This is a genomic window from Shinella sp. HZN7, from assembly GCF_001652565.1.
Lineage (GTDB): Bacteria > Pseudomonadota > Alphaproteobacteria > Rhizobiales > Rhizobiaceae > Shinella > Shinella granuli.
This window is the reverse complement of the sequence record NZ_CP015736.1, coordinates 739,164-763,400: the sequence shown is the minus strand read 5'-3', so window position 1 is coordinate 763,400 and position 24,237 is coordinate 739,164. Positions and strand designations below refer to the sequence as shown.

The window sequence follows — 24,237 nt, the reverse complement described above, 5'->3', positions numbered from 1 at the left end:
TTACTTCCCCTTGCCGCGCGGGCGGCTGCCGCCTGCCGGGCGACCACCACCGGGCTTGCCGCCGGAGGGACGCCCGCCCGGCTTGCCGCCGAAGGACTTGCCGCCGGGTTTTCCACCGAACGGCTTGCCGCCATCGCGGCGCGGCGGGCGATCCCCGAAGGACCGTTCACCCTCTGCGCGCGGCTTGCGGTCGCCGAAGGAGCGCTCGCCTTCCGCGCGAGGCTTGCGGTCGCCGCGGGCCGGACGATCCCCGAAGGAGCGTTCGCCTTCCGCACGGGGCCGACGCTCGCCGCGCGGCGAGCGATCGGCGAAATCACGGGAAGAGCGGTCGTCGCCCGCGCCGGAGCGCTTGCGGCCGAAACCGCCGCGGCCGCCGTCGTCGCGGTCCCGCGTCTCCGGCTCGCTGGCGCGGATCCATTCGCCGTCCGCGTCGCGCGTCTTCAGGATGCGCGGCTTTTCCGCCCGGTCGTCGCCGGGACGGCCGCGGGCCGGACCCTTGCGGTCCGGGTCGAACCTCTTGGCCGAACGCGTCAGCGTGCCTTCGGCGGTGCGGCCGTAGCGCTTGGTCTTCGGCGCGCCTTCGGGGCGTTCGCGCGACTCGCGCTTCACGCCCTCGGCGGTCTCCGCCTTCTTCTCGGCAACGGGGCGCGCGCCGGGCGCCATCCAGACATTCGACTTGCGGGCGCGCACGGCGGGCTCGCGCTTCGGCTTGCCATCGAAACGGTCCTCGTCGCGGCCACGGCCGCCGCCCTGCGGCTTGTCGGCGAAGCGGTCGTCGCGCCGGGTGTCGAGGCGGGCACGGGCCTGCTCGCGGCGGTCCTCCGGCTTCTCGCGCCGGCCGGCCGGCTTTTCGCCCCGGGCCGGAGCCTCGCTGCGGCTCTTCGGCGCCGGCTTTTCGTCGGCATCGGCAGATGCGTGGTCGAACAGCGGCGCGTCGAAATTCGCCTTGGATTCCTCGATGAGGCGCGGGCCGAGCTGGTCGCGCAGCGTGCGGCCGCGGATCTCCTGGGCGTGGCCCTCCGGCAGTTCGCCGAGCTGGAAGGGGCCGTAGGAAATGCGGATCAGGCGGTTCACGTCGAGGCCGAGCGCGCCGAGTACGTTCTTGACCTCGCGGTTCTTGCCTTCGCGAAGCCCCAGCGTCAGCCAGACATTGGTGCCCTGCGTCTTGTCGAGCGTCGCATCGATCGCGCCGTAGAGCACGCCGTCGACGGCGATGCCCTCCTTCAGCTTGTCCAGGTCGGCCTGCTCGATCTTGCCGTGGGCGCGCACGCGGTAGCGCCGCAGCCAGCCCGTGGTCGGCAGCTCCAGCATGCGCGCGAGGCCGCCGTCATTGGTCAAGAGCAGGAGGCCTTCGGTGTTGATGTCGAGGCGGCCGACGGACATGACGCGCGGCAGGTCCTCGGGCAGGTTCTCGAAGACGGTCGGGCGGCCCTCGGGGTCGGCATTGGTCGTCACCAGGCCGGCAGGCTTGTGGTAGAGCCAGAGGCGCGTGCGCTCGATGCCGCGGATCGGCACGCCGTCCACTTCGATATGGTCGGCAAGCGTGGCGTTGAGCACGGGCGTGTCCAGCACCTTACCGTTCACGCTGACCCGGCCCTCCATGATCATGCGCTCGACATCGCGGCGCGAGGCGACGCCGGCGCGCGCCAGCAGCTTGGAGATGCGCTCCGGCGCCAGCTCGGCGCCGGCGGGCGCGGCCGGCGCTGGCTTGGCGGCGCGGGCTGGCTTGCCGTCGCGCGGGGCGGACTTGCCCGCGAACGGCGTCTTGGCGCCCGACGGCTTGCCGGCGGAAAAGGGCTTCTTGCCGGCAGCGGCCGATGCGCCGCGCGGCTTGTGATCACGGCCCGCGGGCTTGGCGCCCGGCCGTTTTGGCTTGTCTTTGGATGTCATTTGTGTTGCCTGCGTTTTGCCGTGTCCTATCAGGTCAGGCGTCCGGGGTTAAGAGGAATTCGTGCCGTCAATGACAAATCGCTTCATGGAGATCGCGCTTGAGGAAGCCCGCACGGCCGGCGCGCGCGGCGAAGTGCCTGTCGGGGCGGTGCTGGTCATGGACGGCGCGGTCATCGCCAGCGCCGGCAACCGCACGCGGGCGGAGAAGGATGTGACCGCCCATGCCGAGGTCGCCGTCATCCGCGCGGCCGCCGCAAAACTCGGGCAGGAACGCCTTGCCGGCGCCGACCTCTACGTGACGCTGGAGCCCTGCACGCTCTGCGCCGCCGCCATTTCCTTCGCCCGCATCCGCCGGCTCTACTACGGCGCGGAAGACCCGAAGGGCGGCGCGGTGGACAATGGCGTGCGCTTCTTCGCCCAGCCGACCTGCCACCACGCACCGGACGTCTATTCCGGCATCGGCGACCTGGAAGCGGCGGAGATCCTGAAGACGTTTTTTGCCGAGCGGCGCTGATCAGCCCGCCGCGAACGTCTTCAGCCTGTCGCCGTCGAGGCGATAGCGGATCCATTCCGACTGCGGCTCGGCGCCGAGCGCGTCATAGACGCGGATGGCCGGCGTGTTCCAGTCGAGCACGCTCCATTCGAAGCGCCCGCAGCCCTCTTCCACCGCGATGCGGGCGAGATGGCGCAGCAGCATCTTGCCGACGCCAGCGCCGCGATGGGCGGGCGTCACATAGAGATCCTCGAGATAGAGGCCGTTCTTCGCCTGCCAGGTGGAATAGGTCTTGAAGAAGATGGCGGAGCCGGCCGGCTCGCCCGCTGCCGTCTCGCAGATCACCGCACGGGTGACGGACCCCTCGCCGAACAGCGAGGATGCGATGGTCTCCTCCGTCGCCTCGACCGCGTCGAGGGCCTTCTCGTAATCGGCCAGTTCCCGGATGAAACGCAGGATGGTCGCGGCGTCGTCAATCGACGCCGGACGAATGCGATAGGCCGTCATGGCTTAGAACGGCCACCAGGAAGAACCGCTCTGCTTGGCCGCCTTCGCTTCCTTCTTGCGGCGGCGCTCCTTGACCTTTTCCGGCTCGCCGAGATCGGCCTGGGCCTCCTCGGGAAGGCGGCGGTAATCCAGCGGCGGATCGCTCAGGTAGCGGCGCTTGTCGGCATAGGCGCCCATCTGCAGGCGGCGTGCATCGCGATAGGCGGCGGTCTGCTCAGCCGCGGAAAGCTTGCGGTTCGTCGTGCCCTGCGAGGCGAGCGGCGAGCGGAAGGTCGTGCTGTTGCTGTTTTCATCCGCCTCGGCGCGCAGGCGCTCGCGCATATCCTCCGGACTTTCCAGCCATTCCGGATTGTCCTTGCTGGCGACGGACTGCTGCGGCGTGGTCAGCGCGAGCTGGTCCTTCGGCACGACGAGGCTGCCGCGCGGCTGGTAGCGGATGTTCTTCGCTTCCTTGTTGTCGGGGCGAATCATGACGGCGTTGCCGACGTCTTCCACAAGCTGCTCGCCGGCGGTCTTGCCCGTGCCGTAGGTCGGACCCATGCAGCCGGTCAGGACGAAGCTTGCGCCCAAGAGACCGAGCAGGCCGGTACGCACCCGAATTTTTCGCGTCATTCCCATGAATACCCTTCCAGCAGGGCCGGCGCCCCAAGGCCCGGGCACGGCCGCCGTCCCATGGCGGAAAAATCCGACCATTTTCAGGCAGCATTACCGGATGACGGCAGCGAGTGCAATTCACCCGGGAAGATTGACGGCCGGAAAGCGCCGGCCGCCAACAGAGCTGCGGCGTTCAGGCCGCGCGGCGGAAGCCGATCTCGCGCAGCGCCGCGGCATCACGGGCCGAGACATCGGGATAGTCCGGGTCGCTGCCGACATCCGTCGTGATGCGCCAGGACCGGGCGCATTTCTGACCTTCCGCAAGCTTCGGCTCGACGGCGACCTTGGCGACGTCCGCAAGGTGGAAGGCCTCGGCCGGGCCGTCGCCGGCGACCACGGTGATGGCCGATGTGATGCAGATTTCCGCGAAATCCTGGCCTTCGAGCGCGGCAAGCAGCTCCGGATCGGCGATCGAGACCACCGGGGCGGCCTCCAGCGAAGCGCCGATACGCTTCTCGCGGCGTTCGATCTCCAGCGCGCCGGTGACGACCGAACGCACGGCGCGGATCTTCTCCCACTTGGCTTCGAGCGCATCGTCACGCCATCCGGCCGGGACGGCCGGGAACTGTTCGAGGTGTACCGAGACGGCATCGGGCTTGCGTGACAGCCAGGCCTCTTCCATCGTGAAGGGCAGCATGGGGGCGAGCCAGGTGACGAGGCATTCGAACAGCTTGCGGATGACGCAGAGGCTGGCGCGGCGCTTCAGCGAGGACGGGGCGTCGCAGTAGAGCGCGTCCTTCCGGACGTCGAAGTAGAAGGCCGAGAGCTCGACATTGGAGAAGTCGATCAGAGCGCGGGCGATCTTCTTGAAGTCGAAGGCGTCATAGCCCTCGCGCACGAGCGCATCGAGTTCCGACAGCCGGTGCAGCATCAGCCTTTCCAGCTCCGGCATGTCGGCATGGGCGATCTCCTCGCCCGTGTCGTGCGCCAGCGTGCCCAGCATCCAGCGCACCGTGTTACGCAGCTTGCGGTAGGCGTCGATGTTGGTCTGGATGATCGTCTTGCCGAGGCGCTGGTCTTCCCAGTAGTCCGTCGTCATGACCCAGAGGCGCAGGATGTCGGCGCCCGATTCCTTCATCACGTCCTGCGGCGAGACGACGTTGCCCTTGGACTTCGACATCTTCTCGCCCTTCTCGTCCATGGTGAAACCATGCGTGACGACGGCGTCGTAGGGCGCGCGGCCGCGCGTCGCGCAGCTTTCGAGCAGCGAGGAATGGAACCAGCCGCGATGCTGGTCGGAGCCTTCGAGATAGACGTCGGCCGGCCATTTCAGGTCGGGGCGGTCCTCGAGCGTGAAGGTGTGCGTCGAGCCCGAATCGAACCAGACGTCGAGGATGTCCATGACCTGCGTCCATTTGGCCGGGTCGTGGTCGCCGCCGAGGAAGCGCTCCTTGGCGCCCTCGGCGAACCAGGCGTCGGCGCCCTCCTTTTCGAAGGCTTCGAGGATGCGGGCGTTGACGGCGTCATCGATGAGCACCTCGCCGTTCTCGTCGGCGAAGACGGCGATCGGCACGCCCCAGGCACGCTGGCGCGAGAGCACCCAGTCCGGGCGGCTTTCGATCATGGCGCGCAGGCGGTTCTGGCCGGTGGCGGGCACGAAGCGGGTATCGTCGATGGCCGCGAGCGAGCGCGAGCGCAGCGTGGTGCCGTCGCCGAGCTCCTTGTCCATGTAGACGAACCATTGCGGCGTGTTGCGGAAGATCACCGGCTTCTTGGAGCGCCAGGAATGCGGGTAGGAGTGCTTCAGGCGACCGCGGGCGAACAGGGTGTTGGAAGCGATCAGCGCCTTGATGACGCGCTCGTTGGCATCGCCCTTCTTGCCGTTGTCGTCCATGACGCGCGCGCCCTCGAAGCCGGGAGCGTCGGCGGTGTAGAAGCCGGCGTCGTCGACCGGGAACGGGATCTTCGAGGAGATGCCGCGCGCTTCCAGTTCGCGGGCCTTGGCCGTCCAGGCGTCGAAGTCCTCGCGGCCGTGGCTGGGTGCCGTGTGCACGAAGCCGGTGCCGGCGTCGTCGGTGACATGGTCGCCGTCGAGCAGCGGAACCGGGAACGTGTAGCCGAGATCCTTCAGCGGATGGGCGCAGGTGAGCGCAGCGAGTTCCGCGGGCTCGACATCGCGCACGAACCTGAAGGTGAGCTTCGCCTTCGCGGCGGCCTCATCGGCAAGGCGCGTCGCGAAGATCAGCTTCTCGCCGGGCTGCGGGCCGAAATCGTTCTGGGCGCTTTCGACTTCGAACAGGCCATAGGGATAGCGCGAGGAAAAGGCGATGGCGCGGTTGCCGGGGATCGTCCAGGGCGTGGTCGTCCAGATGACGACGTAGTTGCCCTGAAGGTCGACGGCGCCTTCCACGATCGGGAACTTCACCCAGATCATGTCGCTCTCGACGTCGGCATATTCGACTTCCGCTTCCGCCAGCGCCGTGCGCTCGACGACCGACCACATGACGGGCTTGGAGCCGCGGTAGAGCTGGCCGCTCCTGGCGATCTTCAGCAGTTCGCCGGCGATGCGGGCCTCGGCATGGAAATTCATCGTCGTGTAGGGATTGTCGAAGTCGCCCTCGATGCCGAGGCGCTTGAACTCGTCCGACTGGATCTTGATCCAGCCGGTGGCGAAGTCACGGCATTCCCTGCGGAATTCGTTGACCGGCACCTCGTCCTTGTTCTTGCCCTTCTCGCGGTACTTCTCCTCGATCTTCCATTCGATCGGCAGGCCGTGGCAGTCCCAGCCGGGCACGTAGTTGGCGTCATAGCCGCGCATCTGGAACGAGCGGTTGATGACGTCCTTGAGGATCTTGTTCAGCGCGTGGCCGATATGGATGTTGCCGTTGGCATAGGGCGGGCCGTCGTGCAGCACGAATTTCTCGCGGCCGGCAGCCGACGCGCGCAGCTTCTTGTAGAGACCCATCTTCTGCCAGCGGGCCACCGTTTCCGGCTCCTTCTGCGGCAGGCCGGCGCGCATGGGGAAATCCGTCTGCGGCAGGTAGAGGGTGGACGAATAATCGACTTTTTCGGGTGTATCGGTCATGGGTATGGCTATCGTCTCGTCGCGCGCATCTTTCGCGCATGCGGGGAAGGTTGTCAGGTCATGCAATGGGCACTGACGGCGGGGGCGTTTTCGAAACGCCCGAAATCCCGGACCTTCCGGCCTCGCTCAGAGCGCGCGGAAGGCCGGGCCACTAATTCGCAGATCGATGGTCAGCCGGTTGAGCATCATGCGCGCGGTCTTACGGCGTTTTGGGCGGTTTGAAAAGACATGACGAGCGGCAAAGCCGCGGCGGGACGCTGACAAAGACTGCCAAACCTCTCCTTCGTCATCCTCGGGCTTGACCCGAGGATCCATAAGCCGTTGAAAAAATGGATCCTCGGGTCAAGCCCGAGGATGACGAAGGAGAATGGGGCAAGGTTCGTCAACAAATTGCCGACGGTAAGGCCGCCGCTTGCGATCAGAAACAGAGCCGTCGGTCAATCGGCCCCAGCGACGAAACACCGGAGAGCAGCGCCCGTGCCTCCTCCTCGTCGCGCTTCATCTGCACGACCAGCGCATCGAGGCCGTCGAACTTCAGTTCGTCGCGCAGGTGGCCGAAGAAGGAGACGGCGCAGACTTCGCCGTAGAGATCGCCGGCGAAATCGAAGAGGAAGGTTTCGAGCAGCGGCGCGCCGTTGGCGTCCACCGTCGGGCGGCGGCCGTAGCTGGCGACGCCGTCATGGAGGCTGCCGTCGGGGCGGCGGAAACGCACGGCGTAGATGCCGTTGCGCAGTTCGACCTCCGGCGGAAGCTGCATGTTGGCGGTCGGATAGCCGAGCGTGCGGCCGAGCTGCTTGCCGCCGATGACCTCCGCCTCGACCGTGTAGCGATAGCCGAGCTGGCCGGCGGCCTCCGCGACGGCGCCCTCGCCGAGCAGCGCGCGGATGAAGCTGGAGGAGATGACCGAGGCGTTCTCGTCGCGGAAGGCGTCGACCAGCGTCACGCCGAAGCCGTTATCCTCGCCGGCGGCCATCAGGAAGGCTGGTCCGCCTTCCCTGCCCCTGCCGAAGTGGAAATCGAAGCCGGTGACGACCTCGGAGGCGTGCAGCCAGTCCATCAGCACGGCGCGGATGAAATCATGCGCCGACATTTCGGAAAAACTGCGGTCGAACGGGTATTCGATGACGGCGGAAAAACCCATGCCTTCGAGGATGCGGGCCTTCAGCGGCGCCGGCGTCAGGCGGAAGACCGGGCGCTCCGGGCGGAAGACCGTGCGCGGATGCGGCTCGAAGGTCAGCACCAGGGCGGGGATGCCACGATCTTTGGCGATATCGAGCGCCCGTTGCAGCACGGCCTGGTGGCCGCGATGCACGCCGTCGAAATTGCCGATGGCGACGACGCCGCCGCGCAGGCGCTCCGGCAGCGGCTCCTTGGTTTCGTTCCTGTGAAATACCGTCATGACGACCGTCTCCGTCCCGTCACTGCAGCCTGGGCATCCACCATTTCGGGTGCGCGCCCTCCGCCTTCAGGAAAGCCTCCAGCTTCGCCTCGTCGGTACGGCCGCCCTCGACATAATGCTGCGCATGGATGCCGCCCGAAATATAGAGCACGTCGAGGCCGAAGGCTTCCGCGCCGCGCACGTCCGTCGGCATGCCGTCGCCGATGGCGATCACCCGCGACAGGTCGAAATCGCCGTGCACCTCGCGCGCTTCGGCGATCGATTTCTCATAGATCGGCCGATGCGGCTTGCCGGCGATCTGGCTCGTGCAGCCGAGTTCCTCATAGAGCTTGGCGATCGCGCCGGCGCAGGGAATGAGCCGGTGACCGCGCTCGACGACGAGATCGGGATTGGCGCAGATGAAGGGCAGCTTTCTCGCCGCGAGCGCCGTCAGCTCGGCGCGGTAATCCTCGACGGTTTCCGTCTCGTCGCTGCGCAGGCCCGCGCAGACGACAATGCCGGCCTCCTCCAGGCCGACCGGCTCGACGCCGAGGCCGTCAAGCAGCGGCAGGTCCTTTTCGGCACCGATGAAATAGATCTTCTTCGGCCCTTCGGCGATCAGCGCGCGGGTGACGTCGCCGGACGTGACGATCCGGTCATAGGCGTCGTCGGTGACGCCGAGGCCGCGGATCTGCACCTTCACGCCGGGATGCGGACGCGGGGAATTGGTGATCAGCACGACGGCAAGGCCGGCGGCACGGGCCGCGGCAAGAGCCTCGGAAGCATAGGAGAAAGCTTCGACGCCATTGTGCAGGACGCCCCAGACGTCGCAGAGCACCACGTCATAGTGCGCGGCAATGTCGCTGAAGGATTGGATGCGTTGAGCCATCAGGGGATTCCCGTATCGAGGTCGAGCCCGGCTGACATCGCAAAGCGAGGCCAAGAAAACAAGCCTCTCCACACAATTTTGCTCGATCAACGGGGAAAGGAATGAAAATTCATCGCGCTGACTTGATGGCGTGCGATGGCGCTCCCATCTGGCGGCTGCGGTAACCATTCCGGGCGAAATATTTTGCGGGCGTCGTTCTTGACTCCAGGCGCTCCGCCGCCTATCTCGGCATCGCTAGCACTCAAAGGAGACGAGTGCTAACATCAATCCATCGGATCCGTCTCGCGATCCGCAATGTCATTTGATCGAGGGAAAAGACAATGGCAAGCACCACCTTCCGCCCGCTTCACGACCGCGTCGTCGTTCGTCGCGTCGAATCCGAAGCCAAGACCAAGGGCGGCATCATCATTCCGGACACCGCCAAGGAAAAGCCGCAGGAAGGCGAAGTCGTCGCCGTCGGCTCCGGCGCCCGCGATGAAAGCGGCAAGGTTGTTCCGCTGGACGTCAAGGCCGGCGACCGCGTCCTGTTCGGCAAGTGGTCGGGCACCGAAGTCAAGCTCGACGGCGAAGACCTTCTGATCATGAAGGAAGCCGACATCATGGGCATCATCGGCTGATCTGCCGATAACCCTTTCCCAATTCCGCTGACACCTCTTCAGGAGTTCTCACAATGGCAGCCAAAGAAGTCAAATTCGGCCGCACCGCGCGCGAAAAGATGCTGCGTGGCGTCGACGTCCTCGCAGACGCCGTGAAGGTCACGCTCGGCCCCAAGGGCCGCAACGTCGTCATCGACAAGTCCTTCGGCGCTCCGCGCATCACCAAGGACGGCGTTTCCGTCGCCAAGGAAATCGAACTGGAAGACAAGTTCGAGAACATGGGCGCCCAGCTCGTCCGTGAAGTCGCTTCCAAGACCAACGACATCGCCGGCGACGGCACCACGACCGCAACCGTTCTTGCCCAGGCCATCGTTCGCGAAGGCGCCAAGGCCGTTGCCGCCGGCATGAACCCGATGGACCTGAAGCGCGGCATCGACCTCGCCGTCGCCGAAGTCGTCAAGGATCTCCAGGCCAAGGCCAAGAAGATCAACACCTCGGAAGAAGTCGCCCAGGTCGGCACCATCTCGGCCAACGGCGAGCGCCAGATCGGCCTCGACATTGCCGAAGCCATGCAGAAGGTCGGCAACGAAGGCGTCATCACGGTTGAAGAAGCCAAGACCGCCGAGACCGAACTCGAAGTCGTCGAAGGCATGCAGTTCGACCGCGGGTACCTGTCGCCCTACTTCGTGACCAACCCGGAAAAGATGGTCGCCGACCTCGAAGACGCCTACATTCTCCTGCACGAGAAGAAGCTCTCGAACCTTCAGGCCATGCTCCCGGTTCTCGAAGCCGTCGTCCAGACGGGCAAGCCGCTGGTCATCGTCGCTGAAGACGTCGAAGGCGAAGCGCTTGCGACCCTCGTCGTCAACAAGCTGCGTGGCGGCCTCAAGATCGCTGCCGTCAAGGCTCCGGGCTTCGGCGACCGCCGCAAGGCCATGCTGGAAGACATCGCCATCCTGACGGGCGGCACGGTCATCTCCGAAGACCTCGGCATCAAGCTCGAGAACGTCACGCTCGACATGCTCGGCAAGGCCAAGAAGGTCTCGATCTCCAAGGAAAACACGACGATCGTCGACGGTGCCGGCCAGAAGGCCGAAATCGAAGGCCGCGTCGCGCAGATCAAGGCCCAGATCGAGGAAACCACCTCCGACTACGACCGCGAGAAGCTGCAGGAACGTCTTGCCAAGCTCGCCGGCGGCGTTGCCGTCATCCGCGTCGGCGGCTCGACGGAAGTCGAAGTGAAGGAAAAGAAGGACCGCATCGACGACGCTCTCAACGCGACGCGCGCTGCCGTTCAGGAAGGCATCGTACCGGGCGGCGGCGTTGCCCTGCTGCGTTCCTCCACGAAGATCTCGGTCAAGGGCGAGAACGACGACCAGGAAGCCGGCATCAACATCGTGCGCAAGGCTCTCCAGTCGCTGGTTCGCCAGATCGCGGAAAACGCAGGTGACGAAGCCTCCATCGTCGTCGGCAAGATCCTCGACAAGAACGAAGACAACTTTGGCTACAACGCCCAGACCGGCGAATACGGCGACCTGATCGCGCTCGGCATCGTCGACCCGGTCAAGGTTGTCCGCACGGCCCTGCAGAACGCCGCTTCGGTTGCCTCGCTGCTGATCACGACGGAAGCTATGATCGCCGAGCTGCCGAAGAAGGATGCACCGGGCGGCATGCCCGGCGGCATGGGCGGCATGGGCGGCATGGACATGATGTGATAGGCGAAAGCCTTCACATCTGAGCCATCCGGTTCAGTTCGGAAGGGGCGGTCTTCGGGCCGCCCCTTTTGCGTTTGAAACGGCGGCGGACCTGCATCGTTACCGTGAAAAGAATTTTTCCATTTGTACAATAATTATCAAAAAGCCGTTGATGGCATCAAAAAACCAACTATAAAGACGCTCCAAGTGAACTTTAAAGATTCACCGGGGATCAGGCGCTGAAATTCGACGGGACTATAGTCGATTTGTCGTGCTGCCGGATGCCTCCAAGCATTGGAAAGAAACCGTCGGGGGGCCTGCATGAAGGCCAGCGGCGGTCTTCACGCGTACATCCGCTCCGATAGAAAAGACGGAGCCGGATGCAGTTCAGTCCATGAGAAAGTGGTTCGGCGGGCTTCGATGGTTGTCAGCCGGCACTGTTTTTTAGCATGTCTTGTGCCGTCACGGCGCGGGACATGTCGGCCAAATTCGAGCAACTGCCTGAGGTCGTAGGTGTTCAAGATAATCAAGACTGATCTCTCGTCGCCCTTTCTGCCGGGCTCGATGGAGTTCGACGAGACGGACAACGAACTGCTCACGCAATATTGCGTGACGGAGCGCTGGACCGGCGATCTCTCCAACGGCCTCTTTGCGCTGGGCGACAAGGCGGCGCTGGCGCATGGCCTGCCGCAGCGCACCTGCGGCCTTCTGAACCTCATCCGCTGCTACGAGCCGCTCGACCGCACGCGCGTGCTGGAGCTCTTCGAGCAGGCGGCGGCGTCCTCGTCGTCCTTCTGCTTCTCGACGACCATCCATCTCGACGGCGCGCCGCGCCAGCCGGTGTTCTGCGTCGGGGAATCGACGGGCCTTGAGGAGAAGTATGCCGGCTCCATCATCGGCGTCTTCATCTTCCCCCGCTTCCAGATCGATCTCGCCGGCCGCCGCTTCAAGCGGCAGTAAGGCGGCTTACGCCGCCTCGCTCGTCTCCGAACCCGGGCGGATGCGCTCCACCGGCATCGGGCGGCCGAGGAAGTAGCCCTGCGCCTCGTCGCAGCCCTCGTCGAGCAGGATGTCGAGCTGGCTGCGCGTCTCCACGCCCTCCGCCAGGACCGGCACGCGCAGCGTCTGGCCGAGGGCCAGGATGGCGCGGATGATGGCCTTCGCCTCCGGGCTCGCCTCCACCTCGCTCATGAAGCTGCGGTCGAGCTTGATCTTGTCGAAGGGGAAGGCGCGCAGGGTTTCCAGCGAGGAATAGCCCGTGCCGAAATCGTCGATGGCGATGGTGACGCCGAAGGCCTTGATGCGGCGGAGCGTCTGGAGCGCGCGCTCCTTGTCGCCGATGATGGTCGATTCGGTGATTTCCAGCTCCAGGCGGTGCGGGCTGAGGCCCGTGTCCAGCAGCACCCGATGCACGAGGTCGGCGACGTCGGCATTGCCGAGCTGCACCGGCGACAGGTTGACGGCGATCTTGTGCTCGTTGTTCCAGGTGGCCGCCTCGCGGCAGGCCTCGCGCAGCACCCATTCGCCGATCGGCAGGATGGCGCCGCATTCTTCCGCGATCGGGATGAAGTCGCTGGGCGGAATGGTGCCGCGCACGGGATGGTGCCAGCGCAGCAGCACCTCGTAGCCGATCGTATCGCCGGAATTGACCGCCTTCTGCACCTGATAGTGCAGCTGGAGCTCGTTGCGCTCGACCGCCTGCCAGAGATCGTTGGCGATGAGGCGGCGGCTGCGGGCGGCCTCGTCCATGGAGACCTCGTAGAAGCAGACCGTCTCGGTCAAGGCATCCTTGGCGCGGTACATGGCAAGGTCGGCATTGTTGATGAGGGCTTCGAGATTGTCGGCATCCTGCGGATAGATCGCCACGCCGAGGCTCGCGCCCGGCTTGATGTCGTAGCCGTCGATGCGGATTTCCTCGTGCAGGCAGGCCTCCAGCCGCTGGATGAAATCGTGGAGCTCGGCGATATCCTCGAAGCGCTTTGCCGCGGCAAACTCGTCGCCGCCGAAACGGGCGATCGTCTCGTCCGCCTCAAGGCAGGCCTGCATGCGCTTCGACAGCGTCGTCAGAACCTCGTCGCCCGCCGCATGGCCGCGCGTGTCGTTGATTTCCTTGAACTTGTCGAGGTCGATGCCGATCGCCGCCACCTTGCCGCCCGAGCGGCGCGCCGAATCGAGATTGGCTTCGAGACGGTTGTTGAAGCACGCGCGGTTCGGCAGGCCCGTCAGGCTGTCGTGGCGGGCGAGGAAGGATATCTGCTCCTCCGAGCGCAGCCGCTCGGAAATGTCCTCGTAGGTGGCGACCCAGGCGCCATCCGGCAGCGTGCGGTAGCGCAACTGCACGGAAACACCGTTCGACAGCTTCTCGACGATCACGCCGCCGTCATTGGCCAGGATGGCCGCGCGGCGACGCGCATACATGTCGCGCGCCCGCGGCTTCCAGACCTCCGGATCGACGAAGACGTCGGCGACGCCCTGGTCGACGATCTCGCGCAGCGTCATGCCGGGGCGGATACGGCCTTCCGGGAAGCCGAAGATCTCGCTGTAGCGCCTGTTGGCGAGCAGCAGGCGCTCGTCCTTGTCGAACAGGCAAAGGCCCTGCGACATGTTCTCCAGCGCAAGGTCGAGGTTCTTCGTCACCTCGGCGAGGCGGTCGGCATCGGCTTTTTCCTTCGTCACGTCCTTGGTGATCTTGGCATAGCCGACGAGCGTGCCGCCTGTGTCGTAGATGGCGTCCATCACCACGTTCGCCCAGAAGCGCGAGCCGTCCTTGCGATAGCGCCAGCCCTCGTTCTCGTATTTGCCCTCTGCCCGCGCGATGGCGAGCGCCCGCTCCGGCAGGCCGGCCGCACGGTCCTCCTCGCTGTAGAAGCGCGAGAAATGCTGGCCGACGATCTCAGGCGCCTTGTAGCCCTTGTTGCGCTCGGCGCCCTCGTTCCAGTTGGCGACGCGGCCGTCCGGATCGAGCATGTAGATGGCGTAGTCCTTGACGCCCTGCACCAGCATGGCGAACTGGCGCGTGCTCTCGCTGGCGGCAAGCTCGGCCTGCCGGGCGAAGACGGCGGCCGTCAGGCCGGTGAAAAGCAGCGAGAAGGCGACGACGGCGATCAGCGGCGCCATCAGGCCTGTCGACAGCATCGTGTCGTCGCTCACCGGCACCAGGCCGGGCGTGACCGTGACTGCCGTCATGGCCGTGAAATGCAGCGAGACGACGCCGAGCGCCATCAGCACGGTGGCGAGCGCCCGGTCGCGGCCCCGCGCCTGCGGGCGCATGCAGAAGACCAGCGCAAGCGCTCCGAAGAGCCCGGCGCAGACGACCGACGCCACCACATAGGCCCGATCCCAATCAAGGCTGCCCGGCACGTCGAGTGCCGCCATGCCGATATAGTGCATGGAGGTGATGCCGGCGCCGAGCAGCAGGCCACCGGCAATGGCCGCGCTTCTTCCGGCAAGATAGGTGGCGACGGCAACGCCGATCGTCGTGACGACGATCGCCACACCGAGCGAGACCAGGGTCAGCTCCATGTCGAACCCCATGACGACGCCGGGATCATAGGCCAGTATGGCGATGAAATGCGTCGCCCAGATGCCGAAGCCGCTCGACGCGCCGGCCGCCCCCAGCCAGAGGGCGCGCGCCATGCCGCCGGCAGCCTGCGCCCTCTGCACCAGCGTCACGGCGACATAGCAGGACAGGAAGCAGATGAGGGCTGCGAGCAGGACGAGACGGAGGTCGTGCTCGACGGTCAGGCAGGTCAGAATACGGAGCATGAAAGGTCACCGGTGGGAACGAGATGGCCCCACTCAGCCGGACAACCCTAAAAAATGAGTGAATTCAGATATGGCGATACCGGACTGCCATATCCTGCGTCGGTTCATACTTAACAAAAATCAAAACAGTACAACTGTTCCAATCTGCAACAAAAATTCCGTTCAACCTTTGCGCATCACCACGCTCAGAGCGTCAGGGCCTTGAGGTCCGTCGCCGGGTCCTCCAGCGCGGCCCGCTCGGGTGTGCGGCCCATCTCGATCAGCTTCTTGCCGACCACATAGGCCTTGGCATCGTTGACCGCGTCGACGGCGATCAGCCTGCCGGCCCGGAAATACCAGACGGAAACGCTGCCCTCGCGCGGGCCGGGACGAACGAAGGTATCGTCGAACCCCATGCAGAAGCCGGCGATCTGCAGCTTGACGTCATATTGATCGGACCAGAACCAGGGCTTCGGCACGTAGGGCAGATCGCCGCCGGCGATGACCACGGCGGCGGCCTCGGCCTGGTCGACCGCATTCTGCACGGATTCGAGCCGCACGCGGTTGCCTTCGAAAGGCAGCACCGCGCAGTCGCCCATGGCGAAGATCGCCGGGTCGGAGGTGCGGGCATGGGCATCGACGACGATGCCGTTTGCGACCTCCAGCCCGGCATCGCGCGCAAGCCTGTCGTTCGCCGCAACGCCGATGCCGGCGATCACCACGTCGACGGGCAGCACGAAGCCGTCGGAAAGCTCCGCGCCGGTGACGCGGCCGTTTTCGCCGAGGAGCCGGACGAGACCGGTCTTTTCCCGCACATCGACGCCGCGCGCCGTGTGGATCGCCTTGAGGATCGTGGCGGTCGCGGGCGAAGCGACACGGGCGAGGATGCGGTCGGCCATCTCGATGACCGTGACATGCAGCCCCCTGCCCCGCGCCACGGCCGCCGCTTCAAGGCCGATATAACCGCCGCCGACGACGAGCGCCCGGCGGCCCTCTTGCATTTCGAGGCCGAGGCGATCGGCATCGCGGTAGTCGCGCACGGTGAAGACGCCGTCGAGGTCGCCGCCGATCTCGGCCGGCAGGCGGCGCGGCGTCGCGCCGGTGGCGAGCGCCAGAACACCGTAGTGCAGCGTCGAGCCGTCGCTGAGCGTCACCGTCCTTGCGGCGCGGTCGATGGCGGTGACTTCGGTCGAGAGACGGATCTCGACATTGTTGTCCGGATACCAGCTTTCCGGGCGGAACATCAGCCGGCCGAGATCGGCCTCGCCGAGCAGGTATTTCTTGGAGAGCGGCGGGCGCTGATAAGGGTGGCTCGCCTCGCCGGCGACGATGGTGATCGGCCGCTCGTCCTTCAACGCGCGCAATTTGGCAACCAGGGCAAAGGCGGCCTGACCGCCGCCCGCAACAACCAGTCTTCCCGTCACGATGTCGTCCGTCCCGTCCTTGTTTTCCGAGAGGTAGCGCGCCGGAACCGGCGGCGTCAACTCATCGCCGCGCCGCCGGATTTGTCGTTTGCGTCAGGATTTGGCGGGGATTTCGAGGCCCTTTTGCGCCGCCGGGCGCGCAAGGCAGCGCTCCAGCCAGGCCATCACGGCCGGGAAGCCGGCATAGTCCAGCGCCTCGCGACCGCCATAGAAGACATCCGCGCCGCGGATCCACGGGAAGGTCGTGATGTCGGCGATGGTGTATTCGTCGCCCATGATCCACCGGCGATCCTTCAGGCGGTCTTCGAGGATCGAGAGCAGGCGCCTGGCTTCGTCGCGGTAACGCTCGGCGGGATAGGGATTGTTGGCGACCTTGTCGGCGGCGAACTTGTAGAAATGGCCGAACTGGCCGAACATCGGCCCGACGCCGCTCATCTGGAACATGACCCAGGCAAGCGTCTCGTAGCGCCCGGCGGCATCGGCCGGAATCAGCTTGCCCGTCTTTTCGGCGAGATAGACGAGGATCGCGCCCGATTCGAAGAGGCCGATCGGCTTGCCGTCCGGGCCGTCCGGATCGATGATTGCGGGAATGCGGCCGTTCGGATTCAGCGAGATGAAGTCCGGCGACTTGACGCCCTCGGGGCCGAACTCGATCCGGTGTGCCTCATAGGGCAGGCCGAGCTCCTCCAGCGCGATCGACACCTTCACGCCGTTCGGCGTCGGCAGCGAATAGAGCTGGATGATATCGGGGTTCTTGGCGGGCCACTTCTTGGTGACGGGGAAGGACGACAGATCTGCCATGGAGGACTCCTTGCGATGGGACCTCATAGATAGGACATTGAACCGGGCTTTGGCAGGGTCGAAGTCAAACATTCCGGAAGGGAGCACGCGACGATCTTCCAAGGCATCAACGTCGTCTCGATCTGCGTTGCGGATCTTGACGAGGCGCGCGGCTTCTATCGCGACATTCTGGAGCCGGGCGCGCCGATCCATGACTTGCCGGAGGCTGGATGGATCGAGTTTTCCGCGGGCGCGCAGGCCGGCAACATCGCCCTGACGCGTGTCGAGGCGGGCTCCAGGCCGGGCTTCGGCACCACCATCGTGCTGAATGTTGCCGATTGCAGGATGGCCGTCATGCAGTTGCGCGCTCGCGGCGTGCGCTGCGACGACGCCCAGGACTTTCCGGGATTCGTGACGTTTGCGAGCTTCTACGACCCGTTCGGCAACCGGCTGCAGATGTGCAGCCCGGCGCCGACGTAACCGTCAGAGCGCGCCGCGCACCCGGGCGATGATCTCGGCGACGACGGGGTCGCCCTCATGCTCTTGCTTGCGGGCGCGCACGAGGCAGGCCTCGGACTTGAGGATCACGCCATCGGAGAGGATCTTCAGGTGGTTGGCCGTCAGCGTCGAGCCGGTCGAGGTGATGTCGACGATGATGTCGGCCGAGCCCGAGGCCGGCGCGCCCTCGGTCGCCCCGAGGCTCTCGACGATGCGGTAGAGCTGGATGCCGTGGTTGCCGGAGAAGAACTGCTGCGTGAGGCGCCAGTATTTCGTGGCGATGGTGAGCCGCCGGCCGTGGCGGGCGCGAAAATCCTGGGCGACGTCGCCGAGATCGGCCATCGTATCGACGTCGAGCCAGATTTCCGGCACGGCGACGACGACATCCGCATGGCCGAAGCCGAGGCGGGCGCAGAATTCGACGCGGGCATCCGCCTCCGCCAGCCCCTCGCGCACGAGGTCCTCGCCGGTCACGCCGAAATCGACCGTGCCGTTGGCGATCTCGCGGGAGATCTCGGAGGCCGAGAGGAAGGCGATCTCGATGTCGTCGCGCCCCTCGACGCGGCCGCGATAGGAGCGGTCGTTGCCGACGGCGACGACGGAGAAGCCGGCGCGGGCGAGCACGGCGGAGCTGTCCTCCTTCATGCGCCCCTTGGAGGGAAGGCCGATGGTGACGGTCATGCGGCAGCTCCCTTCACGCCCGCGATCCGGTCGAGCCAGAGCGAGAAGCCGACGGCCGGAATGCGTTCCTTCGCGCCCAGCAGGGTCAAGAGCCGGTCGAAGCGGCCGCCGCCGGCAAGCACCAGGGCTTCCCCGGCCGGCGCGATCTCGAAGACGAGGCCGGTATAATAATCGAGCGGGCGGCCGAAGGCGGCGCGGTAGGTGATCGTCGCAGGGTCGACGCCGGTGGCGCTGAGCGCCGCGACACGGCTTTCGAACCGCACGAGCGCCGCGCCGAGCGACAGGCCGGCCTTTTCAGCGAAGGCAGCGAGCGCCCCGGGCGCCTCGGCAAGGCTCAACTCCAGCGCCAGGAACTCCCTGAGAAGCGCCAGCGTGCGGGCATCGAGCCGCGTGTTGGCCAGTTCCATCTTCTCGCGCAGGCGCCGGGCGATGTCGGCCGGGCTGCGGCTGGCATTGGTGGAATAGCCGGTCGCCTCCATCGTCGCGTCGATATGGGCGATCAGCGTCGCCTCGTCGTCGAGCTTGCCGAGGATGGCGAGGCGGTCGACCTCCGGGCCGAAGACGCCGGACGGCGCGGGATCGGAGAGGTCGGCCATCAGCCGCTGCAACTGCGCCTGGTTGCCGAAGGCGTGGACGAGCCGCTTCTGCCAGCCGGCCGGCAGGCCGCAGGCCGCCACCACCGCCTCGAAGACCGCCTGGTCGCCGAGCACCAGGGAAAAGGCCACGCCCGGCAGGCGGTTCTTCAGCACGGTCAGCGCGTCATGCACGGCGCGCGCATCGGCCTTCGCGACGTCGGGCTCGCCGAGATCCTCGATGCCGGCCTGGTAGAACTCGTTCGAGCCCTCGCGGCGCTGGCGGAACACCTCGCCGAGATAGGCGTAGCGCTTCGGCGTGCCGGTGGCCGTCTCGATATGGCGCAGGCAGACCGGGATGGTGAATTCGGGGCGGAGGCAGAGGCTCTTGCCAGTCTCGCTCTCCGTCAGGAAGATGCGCCGGCGCAGGTCCTCGCCCGCCATGTCGAGGAAGGGTTCGGCCGGCTGGATGACCGGCGTGTCGACACGCTCCGTGCCGAGCCCTTCGAGATCGGCGATGAGTTGGGGGGCGAAGGCGGGGAGGTTGACTAGGGGCATCCGACGTCACCCCCCTCCGTCTTGCCGGACATTTCCCCCTCAAGGGGGAAGATCGGATGGAGCAGCGTTTCGCCAATCAGAAGCGAGGCAGATGGAATGACGTTCGAGCGCCTTGCCGGTCTTCCCCCTTGAGAGGGAAATGTCCGGCAGGACAGAGGGGGGGCGGCGCGCATGCCCATCACCCTTGGCGCGCCCGGTCTTCGGCCTGCGCGTCGAGGATTTCGCGAACCCTGGCGACGAGCTCGGCCTCCGGCACGGAGACCTGCGCCACGCGCGCCTCGCGCCAGGCGATGTTGTCCTCGATCTCGCCGGAAAGGCGCTTGCCCTCGATCAGGTCCTTGATCTGCACGAGGCCTTCGGCGCGCTCATCGCCGCCCTGGATGATCGCGACGGGGGCGCCGCGGCGGTCGGCATATTTGAGCTGGTTGCCGAACTTCTTCCAGTTGCCCTGGTACATTTCGGCGCGGATGCCGGCGGCGCGCAGCGCCTGTGTGAAGCGCTGGTAGCGGCCCATGCTCTCGATGTCGCCATCCATGACCGTGACGAGCACGGGGGCGACGATATCGTCCTGGCCGAGCTTGCCGAGGTTCTTCAGCGCCGTCATCAGGCGCGAGACGCCGATGGAAAAGCCGGTGGCCGGCACCGGCTGGCCCATAAAGCGGGAAACGAGGCCGTCGTAGCGGCCGCCGCCGCCGACCGAGCCGAAGACGACCTTCTCGCCCTTCTCGTTGGTGACGGCGAACTGCAACTCGGCCTCGAAGACCGGGCCGGTGTAATATTCGAGGCCGCGCACGCAGGAGGGATCGACCTTGATGCGATCCGCTTCATAGCCGGCGCTGGCGACGAGCTTTGCGATCTGTTCCAGTTCCTCCACGCCCTCGCGGGCGCGCTCGTTCTGTCCGAAGCGATTGTCGAGCGAAGCGACGGTCTGCAGATTGTCGCCGAAGGACGAGGTGTCGAGCACGCCGACCAGCAGCTCGATGCCGGCGGGGTCGAGGCCGACGCCCTTGGTGAAGTCGCCGCTTTCGTCCTTGCGCCCCGCGCCGAGAAGCTCGCGGACGCCGGGAATGCCGAACTTGTCGAACTTGTCGAGCGCGCGCAGGGCATTCAGCCGGCGCGCCGCATTCTCCTCGCCGCCAAGGCCGACGACCTCCAGCATGCCGTCCAGGACCTTGCGGTTGTTGACGCGGATGACATAGTCGCCGCGGGCGATGCCGAGGGCTTCCATCGTATCGGCGAACATCATGCACATCTCGGCATCCGCCTGAACGCCAGCCGCGCCCACCGTATCGGCATCGAACTGCATGAACTGGCGGAAGCGGCCCGGGCCCGGCTTCTCGTTGCGGAAGACGTAGCCGGCGCGGTAGGTGCGGTAGGGAAGCTGGATCTCGTTGAAATTCTCCGCGACATGGCGGGCGAGCGGCGCCGTCAGGTCATAGCGCAGACTCATCCACTGGTCGTCGTCGTCCTGCAGCGAGAAGACGCCCTCGTTCGGGCGGTCGCTGTCCGGCAGGAACTTGCCGAGCGCGTCGGTATACTCGAAAAGCGGGGTTTCGACCGGGTCGAAGCCGTAGTGCTCGTAGACCGCGCGGATCTTCGCGGTCATTTCGGTGAGGGCGCGGATGTCCGCGGCATCGCGATCGACGAAGCCGCGCGGCAGGCGGGCCTTCAGCTTCTGCGGTTTTTTCTGCTTTTCGCTCATCGGGATACCCGAAATTCCTGTATTTCCGTTGCGGTTTCCCTAGCGGATTGGACGGGCAGCGGCAAGGGCGGAAGCGCCCTCCATCGCGGCCGGCGCGACAGCGTGTCCCAACCGTGCACGATGACGGCGCAGGCCATCGGCGCCCCGGCGGTCGGGATGAGGATGGAATGGGTGTCGTCGCGGATGACGCCGTTCGCCGGTCCGGAGGCCGCTCTTTCCGGCCGGCTGGCGAAGAACGCCGGGAAGCTGCGCCGGCAAGACGGCAGAGGCCTGCCGGTATCCCCGGCAGGCCTCTCTATGGTTCCATGGAATGACGCGTCATTCAGCCGCCGGGTTGCGGTGCGCCGCCGACGCCTCGACCAGCGAGGCCGCGATGGCGCGGGCCATCAGCAGCGTCGTTTCGCGAATTTCCGTGTTGCTGCCGCTTCTTGCCGACCGGATCAGGCGAAAGCCCTCCCGGAGCATGATCTCCTGCGCCTTGTCACAGGCCCAGCCTTCAAGTCGGGAATCGTCCATTGCAGGTGTGCTCGCCGCCATTTGTCCCCCATGCCAAATCATTCAGCACAAAGCGGCACGTCACGACTACGCACGCGTACGCCGACCCCAGAACTTGCGATGTATGATTTTGCCGCTCAACCTTAAGCTACATGATTCGTTGTAGAATCAAAGATATATTTGTGTCGGCAATACGCGAATTATGGCCGTTCGAGCCGATTTCTCTTCTCTTCGACTTCCGCGCGGCAGAAACACCCCTCCACATGGTCGTTGACGAGGCCCATGGCCTGCATGAAGGCGTAGACGGTGGTGGGGCCGACGAAGGTCCAGCCGCGCTTCTTCAGGTCCTTCGACAGCCGGACGGAAGTGGGCGTCGTCGGGTTGGCGGCGATCGTCTCCCAGTCGACCCGCGCCGGCCGTTCGTCCGGGCCCGGCTCGAAGCTCCAGAAGTAGCGGGCGAGCGTGCCGAACTCGTCGCGCAGCGCCTGCGCCCGGCGGGCATTGTTGATCGTCGAGACGATCTTGCCGCGATGGCGCACGATGCCGGGATCGGCAAGGCAGCGGGCGATGTCGTCGTCGCCGAAGCCGGCGACCTTGTCGAAATCGAAGCCGGCGAAGGCGGCGCGGAAGCCCTCGCGCTTGCGCAGGATGGTGAGCCAGGACAGGCCCGACTGGAAGCCTTCGAGGCAGATCTTCTCGAAGAGGCGGTGGTCGCTGACGACGGGCTGGCCCCATTCCGCATCGTGGTAGCGACGGTAGTCGTCGAGATTGCCGTGCCAGGCGCACCGCACCCGCCCGTCGTCGCCTTCCAGAAGTCCCTTTGCCATGACCACGCCCTCCGTTTCCTTTTTGTTCCGCTTTACCACTCATCAACCACATTTGGAAAGCCGGCAATAACCCTACTCAAAGCTTTCTCGGCATCGTCGATATCGAATGAACGCCCGTTTACCATTCGCTTCATCGCAGGGTGCAAGCATTTCCGTCGAACCGGCGCTGCATTCCCGTTCCCGCGGCGCATCCCGGCACGATCAGTAGCGAGTACGTCCGATGTTGATACGAATCCTCCTTGCAACGACCCTTCTGTGCACGACCACCGCAGCGCATGCGAGCGAGCGCTACATGAGCCGCCCACCGGTCATCGTCAGCCCCGACCTTACCGCGCCCTGGCTGATGCAGCTCACCGGCGAGGGCGTGCAGCCCGCCGTCAACACCCGCCGCATCATCCAGCGCCAGAAGGTGCAGCAGCGCCGCGTCCTGCGCCGCGAGGGCGCGGCCCGTGTCGAGCAGGTCTCGGCGACCGGCACGGCGCGCAATCCGGTCAAGTCGAAGTTCGACCCGATGTACCTGCCGCAGCTCGTCGACTACGAAAGCGAGCACAGGCCGGGCACCATCGTCATCGATACCAACAACCGCTTCCTCTACCTCGTGCTGGAGGGCGGCAAGGCGCGGCGCTACGGCGTCGGCGTCGGCAAGCCCGGCTTCGAATGGGCAGGCGCCCACACGATCACCCGCAAGGCCGAATGGCCGAGCTGGACGCCGCCGAAGGAGATGATCGCCCGCGAGGCCGCCAAGGGCCATTACCTGCCGGCCTTCATGGAAGGCGGGCCGGAGAACCCGCTCGGCTCGCGCGCCATGTATCTCGGCTCGACGCTCTACCGCATCCACGGCACCAACGCGCCCTGGACGATCGGCTATGCGGTTTCCTCCGGCTGCATCCGCATGCGCAACGAGGATGTCGTCGATCTCTACGAGCGCGTGAAGGTGGGCACGAAGGTCATCGTGATCTGATTTGTGGTATCGGGGCCACAAGGCCCCGAAGAAATCCGCCCTCACAATCGTCTTACTGCGCGGGAGCCGACTTGAAATCGGTCAAGAGTCGGTTAGCCTCGCAGAATTCTAGGATTGAGAGGGACTATACCATGCGGAAATACGCATCGATCTTGCTGGCCGCGACCGTCGCGGCCACGGCGATCATGCCGGTCTCGTCGGCGAATGCCTTCCCCGCCGCCCGCACGGGCGACCGGATCGAGACGGCCTCCGACGTGACGCTCGTCGCCCAGCCGAGCAAGAAGCAGGTCGCGGCGAAGTACAAGCGCACCAAGGTGCGCTTCGTCACCGACCAGGCACCCGGCACCGTCATCGTCGATACGAACAACAAGTATCTCTACTATGTCGAGGGCAACAACAAGGCGACGCGCTACGGCATCGGCGTCGGCCGTGACGGCTTCGGCTGGTCGGGCGTGGTGAAGGTCGGCCGCAAGGCCGAATGGCCGAGCTGGACGCCGCCGGCCGAGATGCGCCGCCGCGAGGCCAAGAAGGGCCGCATCCTGCCCGTCACCCAGGCCGGCGGCGAGGACAACCCGCTCGGCGCGCGCGCGCTCTATCTCTACAAGGGCGGCCGCGACACGATCTTCCGCATCCACGGCACGAACCAGCCCTGGACGATCGGCCAGAACATGTCGTCGGGCTGCATCCGCATGATGAACAAGGACGTGGAGCATCTCTATGCCCGCGCCGACATCGGCACCAAGGTCATCGTCGTCGGCCCCGGCAACCGCCAGGGCAGCGTGAGCTACAACGATCGCGGCGTCGATTTCTTCGGCAACCTCTTCGGCTTCGGCGGCTGAGCCGCCGATCGTCCGGACGCCGGCCCTGCG

Annotated in this window: 21 protein-coding genes; 7 read left to right on the top strand and 14 right to left on the bottom strand. The window is 65.9% G+C overall.

Going from position 1 to position 24,237, the window contains the following annotated elements; all coding sequences use genetic code 11:
* Entirely contained in the window at positions 1–1,890 is a 1,890-nt protein-coding gene (locus shn_RS03665; protein ID WP_064329201.1) for a pseudouridine synthase, read from the bottom strand.
* Between the two features lie 70 nt (positions 1,891–1,960).
* On the opposite strand from shn_RS03665, the gene shn_RS03660 reads away from it, so the two are divergent.
* Positions 1,961–2,404, top strand: a complete 444-nt coding sequence (locus shn_RS03660) for a nucleoside deaminase (protein ID WP_064329200.1) — start codon at positions 1,961–1,963, stop codon at positions 2,402–2,404.
* On the opposite strand, the gene shn_RS03655 is transcribed toward shn_RS03660, so the two are convergent.
* From shn_RS03655 to shn_RS03635, 5 genes are all read right to left on the bottom strand, one after another.
* On the bottom strand, positions 2,405–2,890 hold the full coding sequence (locus shn_RS03655; protein ID WP_064329199.1) for a GNAT family N-acetyltransferase: 486 nt from the start codon (positions 2,888–2,890) through the stop codon (positions 2,405–2,407).
* A 3-nt stretch (positions 2,891–2,893) separates the two neighbouring features.
* Positions 2,894–3,508, bottom strand: coding sequence for a hypothetical protein (locus tag shn_RS03650; protein ID WP_064329198.1), 615 nt, complete (start codon positions 3,506–3,508; stop codon positions 2,894–2,896).
* 169 nt (positions 3,509–3,677) lie between these two features.
* Positions 3,678–6,569 carry an isoleucine--tRNA ligase gene (ileS, locus tag shn_RS03645; RefSeq protein ID WP_064329197.1) on the bottom strand — a complete coding sequence of 964 codons (2,892 nt, stop codon included), beginning with the start codon at positions 6,567–6,569 and terminating at the stop codon, positions 3,678–3,680.
* Between the two features lie 418 nt (positions 6,570–6,987).
* Positions 6,988–7,968 (bottom strand): bifunctional riboflavin kinase/FAD synthetase, encoded by a 981-nt coding sequence (locus shn_RS03640; protein WP_064329196.1) that lies wholly within the window; start codon positions 7,966–7,968, stop codon positions 6,988–6,990.
* A 19-nt stretch (positions 7,969–7,987) separates the two neighbouring features.
* A complete protein-coding gene (locus shn_RS03635; RefSeq protein ID WP_064329195.1) occupies positions 7,988–8,836 on the bottom strand; it encodes a TIGR01459 family HAD-type hydrolase in 849 nt (282 codons plus the stop codon).
* A gap of 320 nt (positions 8,837–9,156) precedes the next feature.
* On the opposite strand from shn_RS03635, the gene groES reads away from it, so the two are divergent.
* From groES to shn_RS03620, 3 genes are all read left to right on the top strand, one after another.
* Positions 9,157–9,453 (top strand): co-chaperone GroES, encoded by a 297-nt coding sequence (groES, locus tag shn_RS03630; protein WP_064329194.1) that lies wholly within the window; start codon positions 9,157–9,159, stop codon positions 9,451–9,453.
* Positions 9,454–9,506: 53 nt separating this feature from the next.
* The gene (gene groL / locus shn_RS03625) at positions 9,507–11,147 is read left to right on the top strand and encodes a chaperonin GroEL (RefSeq protein WP_064329193.1); all 1,641 of its coding nucleotides are present in this window, start codon (positions 9,507–9,509) and stop codon (positions 11,145–11,147) included.
* 492 nt (positions 11,148–11,639) lie between these two features.
* A complete protein-coding gene (locus tag shn_RS03620; protein ID WP_064329192.1) occupies positions 11,640–12,086 on the top strand; it encodes a hypothetical protein in 447 nt (148 codons plus the stop codon).
* A 6-nt stretch (positions 12,087–12,092) separates the two neighbouring features.
* Here the strand turns inward: shn_RS03620 and shn_RS03615 are convergent, their stop codons facing one another.
* From shn_RS03615 to shn_RS03605, 3 genes are all read right to left on the bottom strand, one after another.
* Entirely contained in the window at positions 12,093–14,891 is a 2,799-nt protein-coding gene (locus shn_RS03615; RefSeq protein ID WP_064329191.1) for an EAL domain-containing protein, read from the bottom strand.
* A gap of 185 nt (positions 14,892–15,076) precedes the next feature.
* A complete protein-coding gene (locus tag shn_RS03610) occupies positions 15,077–16,294 on the bottom strand; it encodes an NAD(P)/FAD-dependent oxidoreductase (RefSeq protein ID WP_064332413.1) in 1,218 nt (405 codons plus the stop codon).
* A 93-nt stretch (positions 16,295–16,387) separates the two neighbouring features.
* On the bottom strand, positions 16,388–17,095 hold the full coding sequence (locus tag shn_RS03605) for a glutathione S-transferase C-terminal domain-containing protein (RefSeq protein WP_064332412.1): 708 nt from the start codon (positions 17,093–17,095) through the stop codon (positions 16,388–16,390).
* A 36-nt stretch (positions 17,096–17,131) separates the two neighbouring features.
* Here shn_RS03605 and shn_RS03600 point away from each other — a divergent pair, with 36 nt between their 5' ends.
* Complete coding sequence (locus shn_RS03600) at positions 17,132–17,554, top strand: VOC family protein (protein ID WP_206362210.1); 423 nt, start codon at positions 17,132–17,134, stop codon at positions 17,552–17,554.
* 3 nt (positions 17,555–17,557) lie between these two features.
* Here shn_RS03600 and hisG read toward each other — a convergent pair whose 3' ends face one another.
* The 5 genes from hisG to shn_RS03575 form a co-directional block, all read right to left on the bottom strand.
* Positions 17,558–18,253, bottom strand: coding sequence for an ATP phosphoribosyltransferase (gene hisG, locus shn_RS03595; RefSeq protein ID WP_064329189.1), 696 nt, complete (start codon positions 18,251–18,253; stop codon positions 17,558–17,560).
* Complete coding sequence (locus shn_RS03590) at positions 18,250–19,383, bottom strand: ATP phosphoribosyltransferase regulatory subunit (protein WP_064329188.1); 1,134 nt, start codon at positions 19,381–19,383, stop codon at positions 18,250–18,252. The genes hisG and shn_RS03590 overlap by 4 nt, the downstream gene beginning before the upstream one ends.
* 178 nt (positions 19,384–19,561) lie before the next feature.
* Entirely contained in the window at positions 19,562–21,085 is a 1,524-nt protein-coding gene (hisS, locus tag shn_RS03585) for a histidine--tRNA ligase (RefSeq protein WP_064329187.1), read from the bottom strand.
* A 318-nt stretch (positions 21,086–21,403) separates the two neighbouring features.
* Positions 21,404–21,601 carry a hypothetical protein gene (locus shn_RS03580; protein WP_064329186.1) on the bottom strand — a complete coding sequence of 66 codons (198 nt, stop codon included), beginning with the start codon at positions 21,599–21,601 and terminating at the stop codon, positions 21,404–21,406.
* Positions 21,602–21,780: 179 nt separating this feature from the next.
* Complete coding sequence (locus tag shn_RS03575; RefSeq protein ID WP_064329185.1) at positions 21,781–22,407, bottom strand: DNA-3-methyladenine glycosylase I; 627 nt, start codon at positions 22,405–22,407, stop codon at positions 21,781–21,783.
* 220 nt (positions 22,408–22,627) lie between these two features.
* Here shn_RS03575 and shn_RS03570 point away from each other — a divergent pair, with 220 nt between their 5' ends.
* Positions 22,628–23,368: a L,D-transpeptidase gene (locus shn_RS03570; protein ID WP_064329184.1), complete on the top strand. Its 741-nt coding sequence runs from the start codon at positions 22,628–22,630 to the stop codon at positions 23,366–23,368.
* A gap of 131 nt (positions 23,369–23,499) precedes the next feature.
* Positions 23,500–24,207, top strand: a complete 708-nt coding sequence (locus shn_RS03565; RefSeq protein ID WP_064329183.1) for a L,D-transpeptidase — start codon at positions 23,500–23,502, stop codon at positions 24,205–24,207.
* The last annotated feature ends 30 nt before the right edge of the window (positions 24,208–24,237 follow it).

Excerpts from the sequence above, each read along its gene's own strand:
- shn_RS03665 (WP_064329201.1), bottom strand. The coding sequence starts at position 1,890 with ATGACATCCAAAGACAAGCCAAAACGGCCGGGCGCCAAGCCCGCGGGC.
- shn_RS03660 (WP_064329200.1), top strand. The coding sequence starts at position 1,961 with ATGACAAATCGCTTCATGGAGATCGCGCTTGAGGAAGCCCGCACGGCC.
- shn_RS03655 (WP_064329199.1), bottom strand. The coding sequence starts at position 2,890 with ATGACGGCCTATCGCATTCGTCCGGCGTCGATTGACGACGCCGCGACC.
- shn_RS03650 (WP_064329198.1), bottom strand. The coding sequence starts at position 3,508 with ATGGGAATGACGCGAAAAATTCGGGTGCGTACCGGCCTGCTCGGTCTC.
- ileS (WP_064329197.1), bottom strand. The coding sequence starts at position 6,569 with ATGACCGATACACCCGAAAAAGTCGATTATTCGTCCACCCTCTACCTG.
- shn_RS03640 (WP_064329196.1), bottom strand. The coding sequence starts at position 7,968 with ATGACGGTATTTCACAGGAACGAAACCAAGGAGCCGCTGCCGGAGCGC.
- shn_RS03635 (WP_064329195.1), bottom strand. The coding sequence starts at position 8,836 with ATGGCTCAACGCATCCAATCCTTCAGCGACATTGCCGCGCACTATGAC.
- groES (WP_064329194.1), top strand. The coding sequence starts at position 9,157 with ATGGCAAGCACCACCTTCCGCCCGCTTCACGACCGCGTCGTCGTTCGT.
- groL (WP_064329193.1), top strand. The coding sequence starts at position 9,507 with ATGGCAGCCAAAGAAGTCAAATTCGGCCGCACCGCGCGCGAAAAGATG.
- shn_RS03615 (WP_064329191.1), bottom strand. The coding sequence starts at position 14,891 with ATGCTCCGTATTCTGACCTGCCTGACCGTCGAGCACGACCTCCGTCTC.
- shn_RS03605 (WP_064332412.1), bottom strand. The coding sequence starts at position 17,095 with ATGGCAGATCTGTCGTCCTTCCCCGTCACCAAGAAGTGGCCCGCCAAG.
- hisG (WP_064329189.1), bottom strand. The coding sequence starts at position 18,253 with ATGACCGTCACCATCGGCCTTCCCTCCAAGGGGCGCATGAAGGAGGAC.
- shn_RS03590 (WP_064329188.1), bottom strand. The coding sequence starts at position 19,383 with ATGCCCCTAGTCAACCTCCCCGCCTTCGCCCCCCAACTCATCGCCGAT.
- hisS (WP_064329187.1), bottom strand. The coding sequence starts at position 21,085 with ATGAGCGAAAAGCAGAAAAAACCGCAGAAGCTGAAGGCCCGCCTGCCG.
- shn_RS03580 (WP_064329186.1), bottom strand. The coding sequence starts at position 21,601 with ATGGACGATTCCCGACTTGAAGGCTGGGCCTGTGACAAGGCGCAGGAG.
- shn_RS03575 (WP_064329185.1), bottom strand. The coding sequence starts at position 22,407 with ATGGCAAAGGGACTTCTGGAAGGCGACGACGGGCGGGTGCGGTGCGCC.
- shn_RS03570 (WP_064329184.1), top strand. The coding sequence starts at position 22,628 with ATGTTGATACGAATCCTCCTTGCAACGACCCTTCTGTGCACGACCACC.
- shn_RS03565 (WP_064329183.1), top strand. The coding sequence starts at position 23,500 with ATGCGGAAATACGCATCGATCTTGCTGGCCGCGACCGTCGCGGCCACG.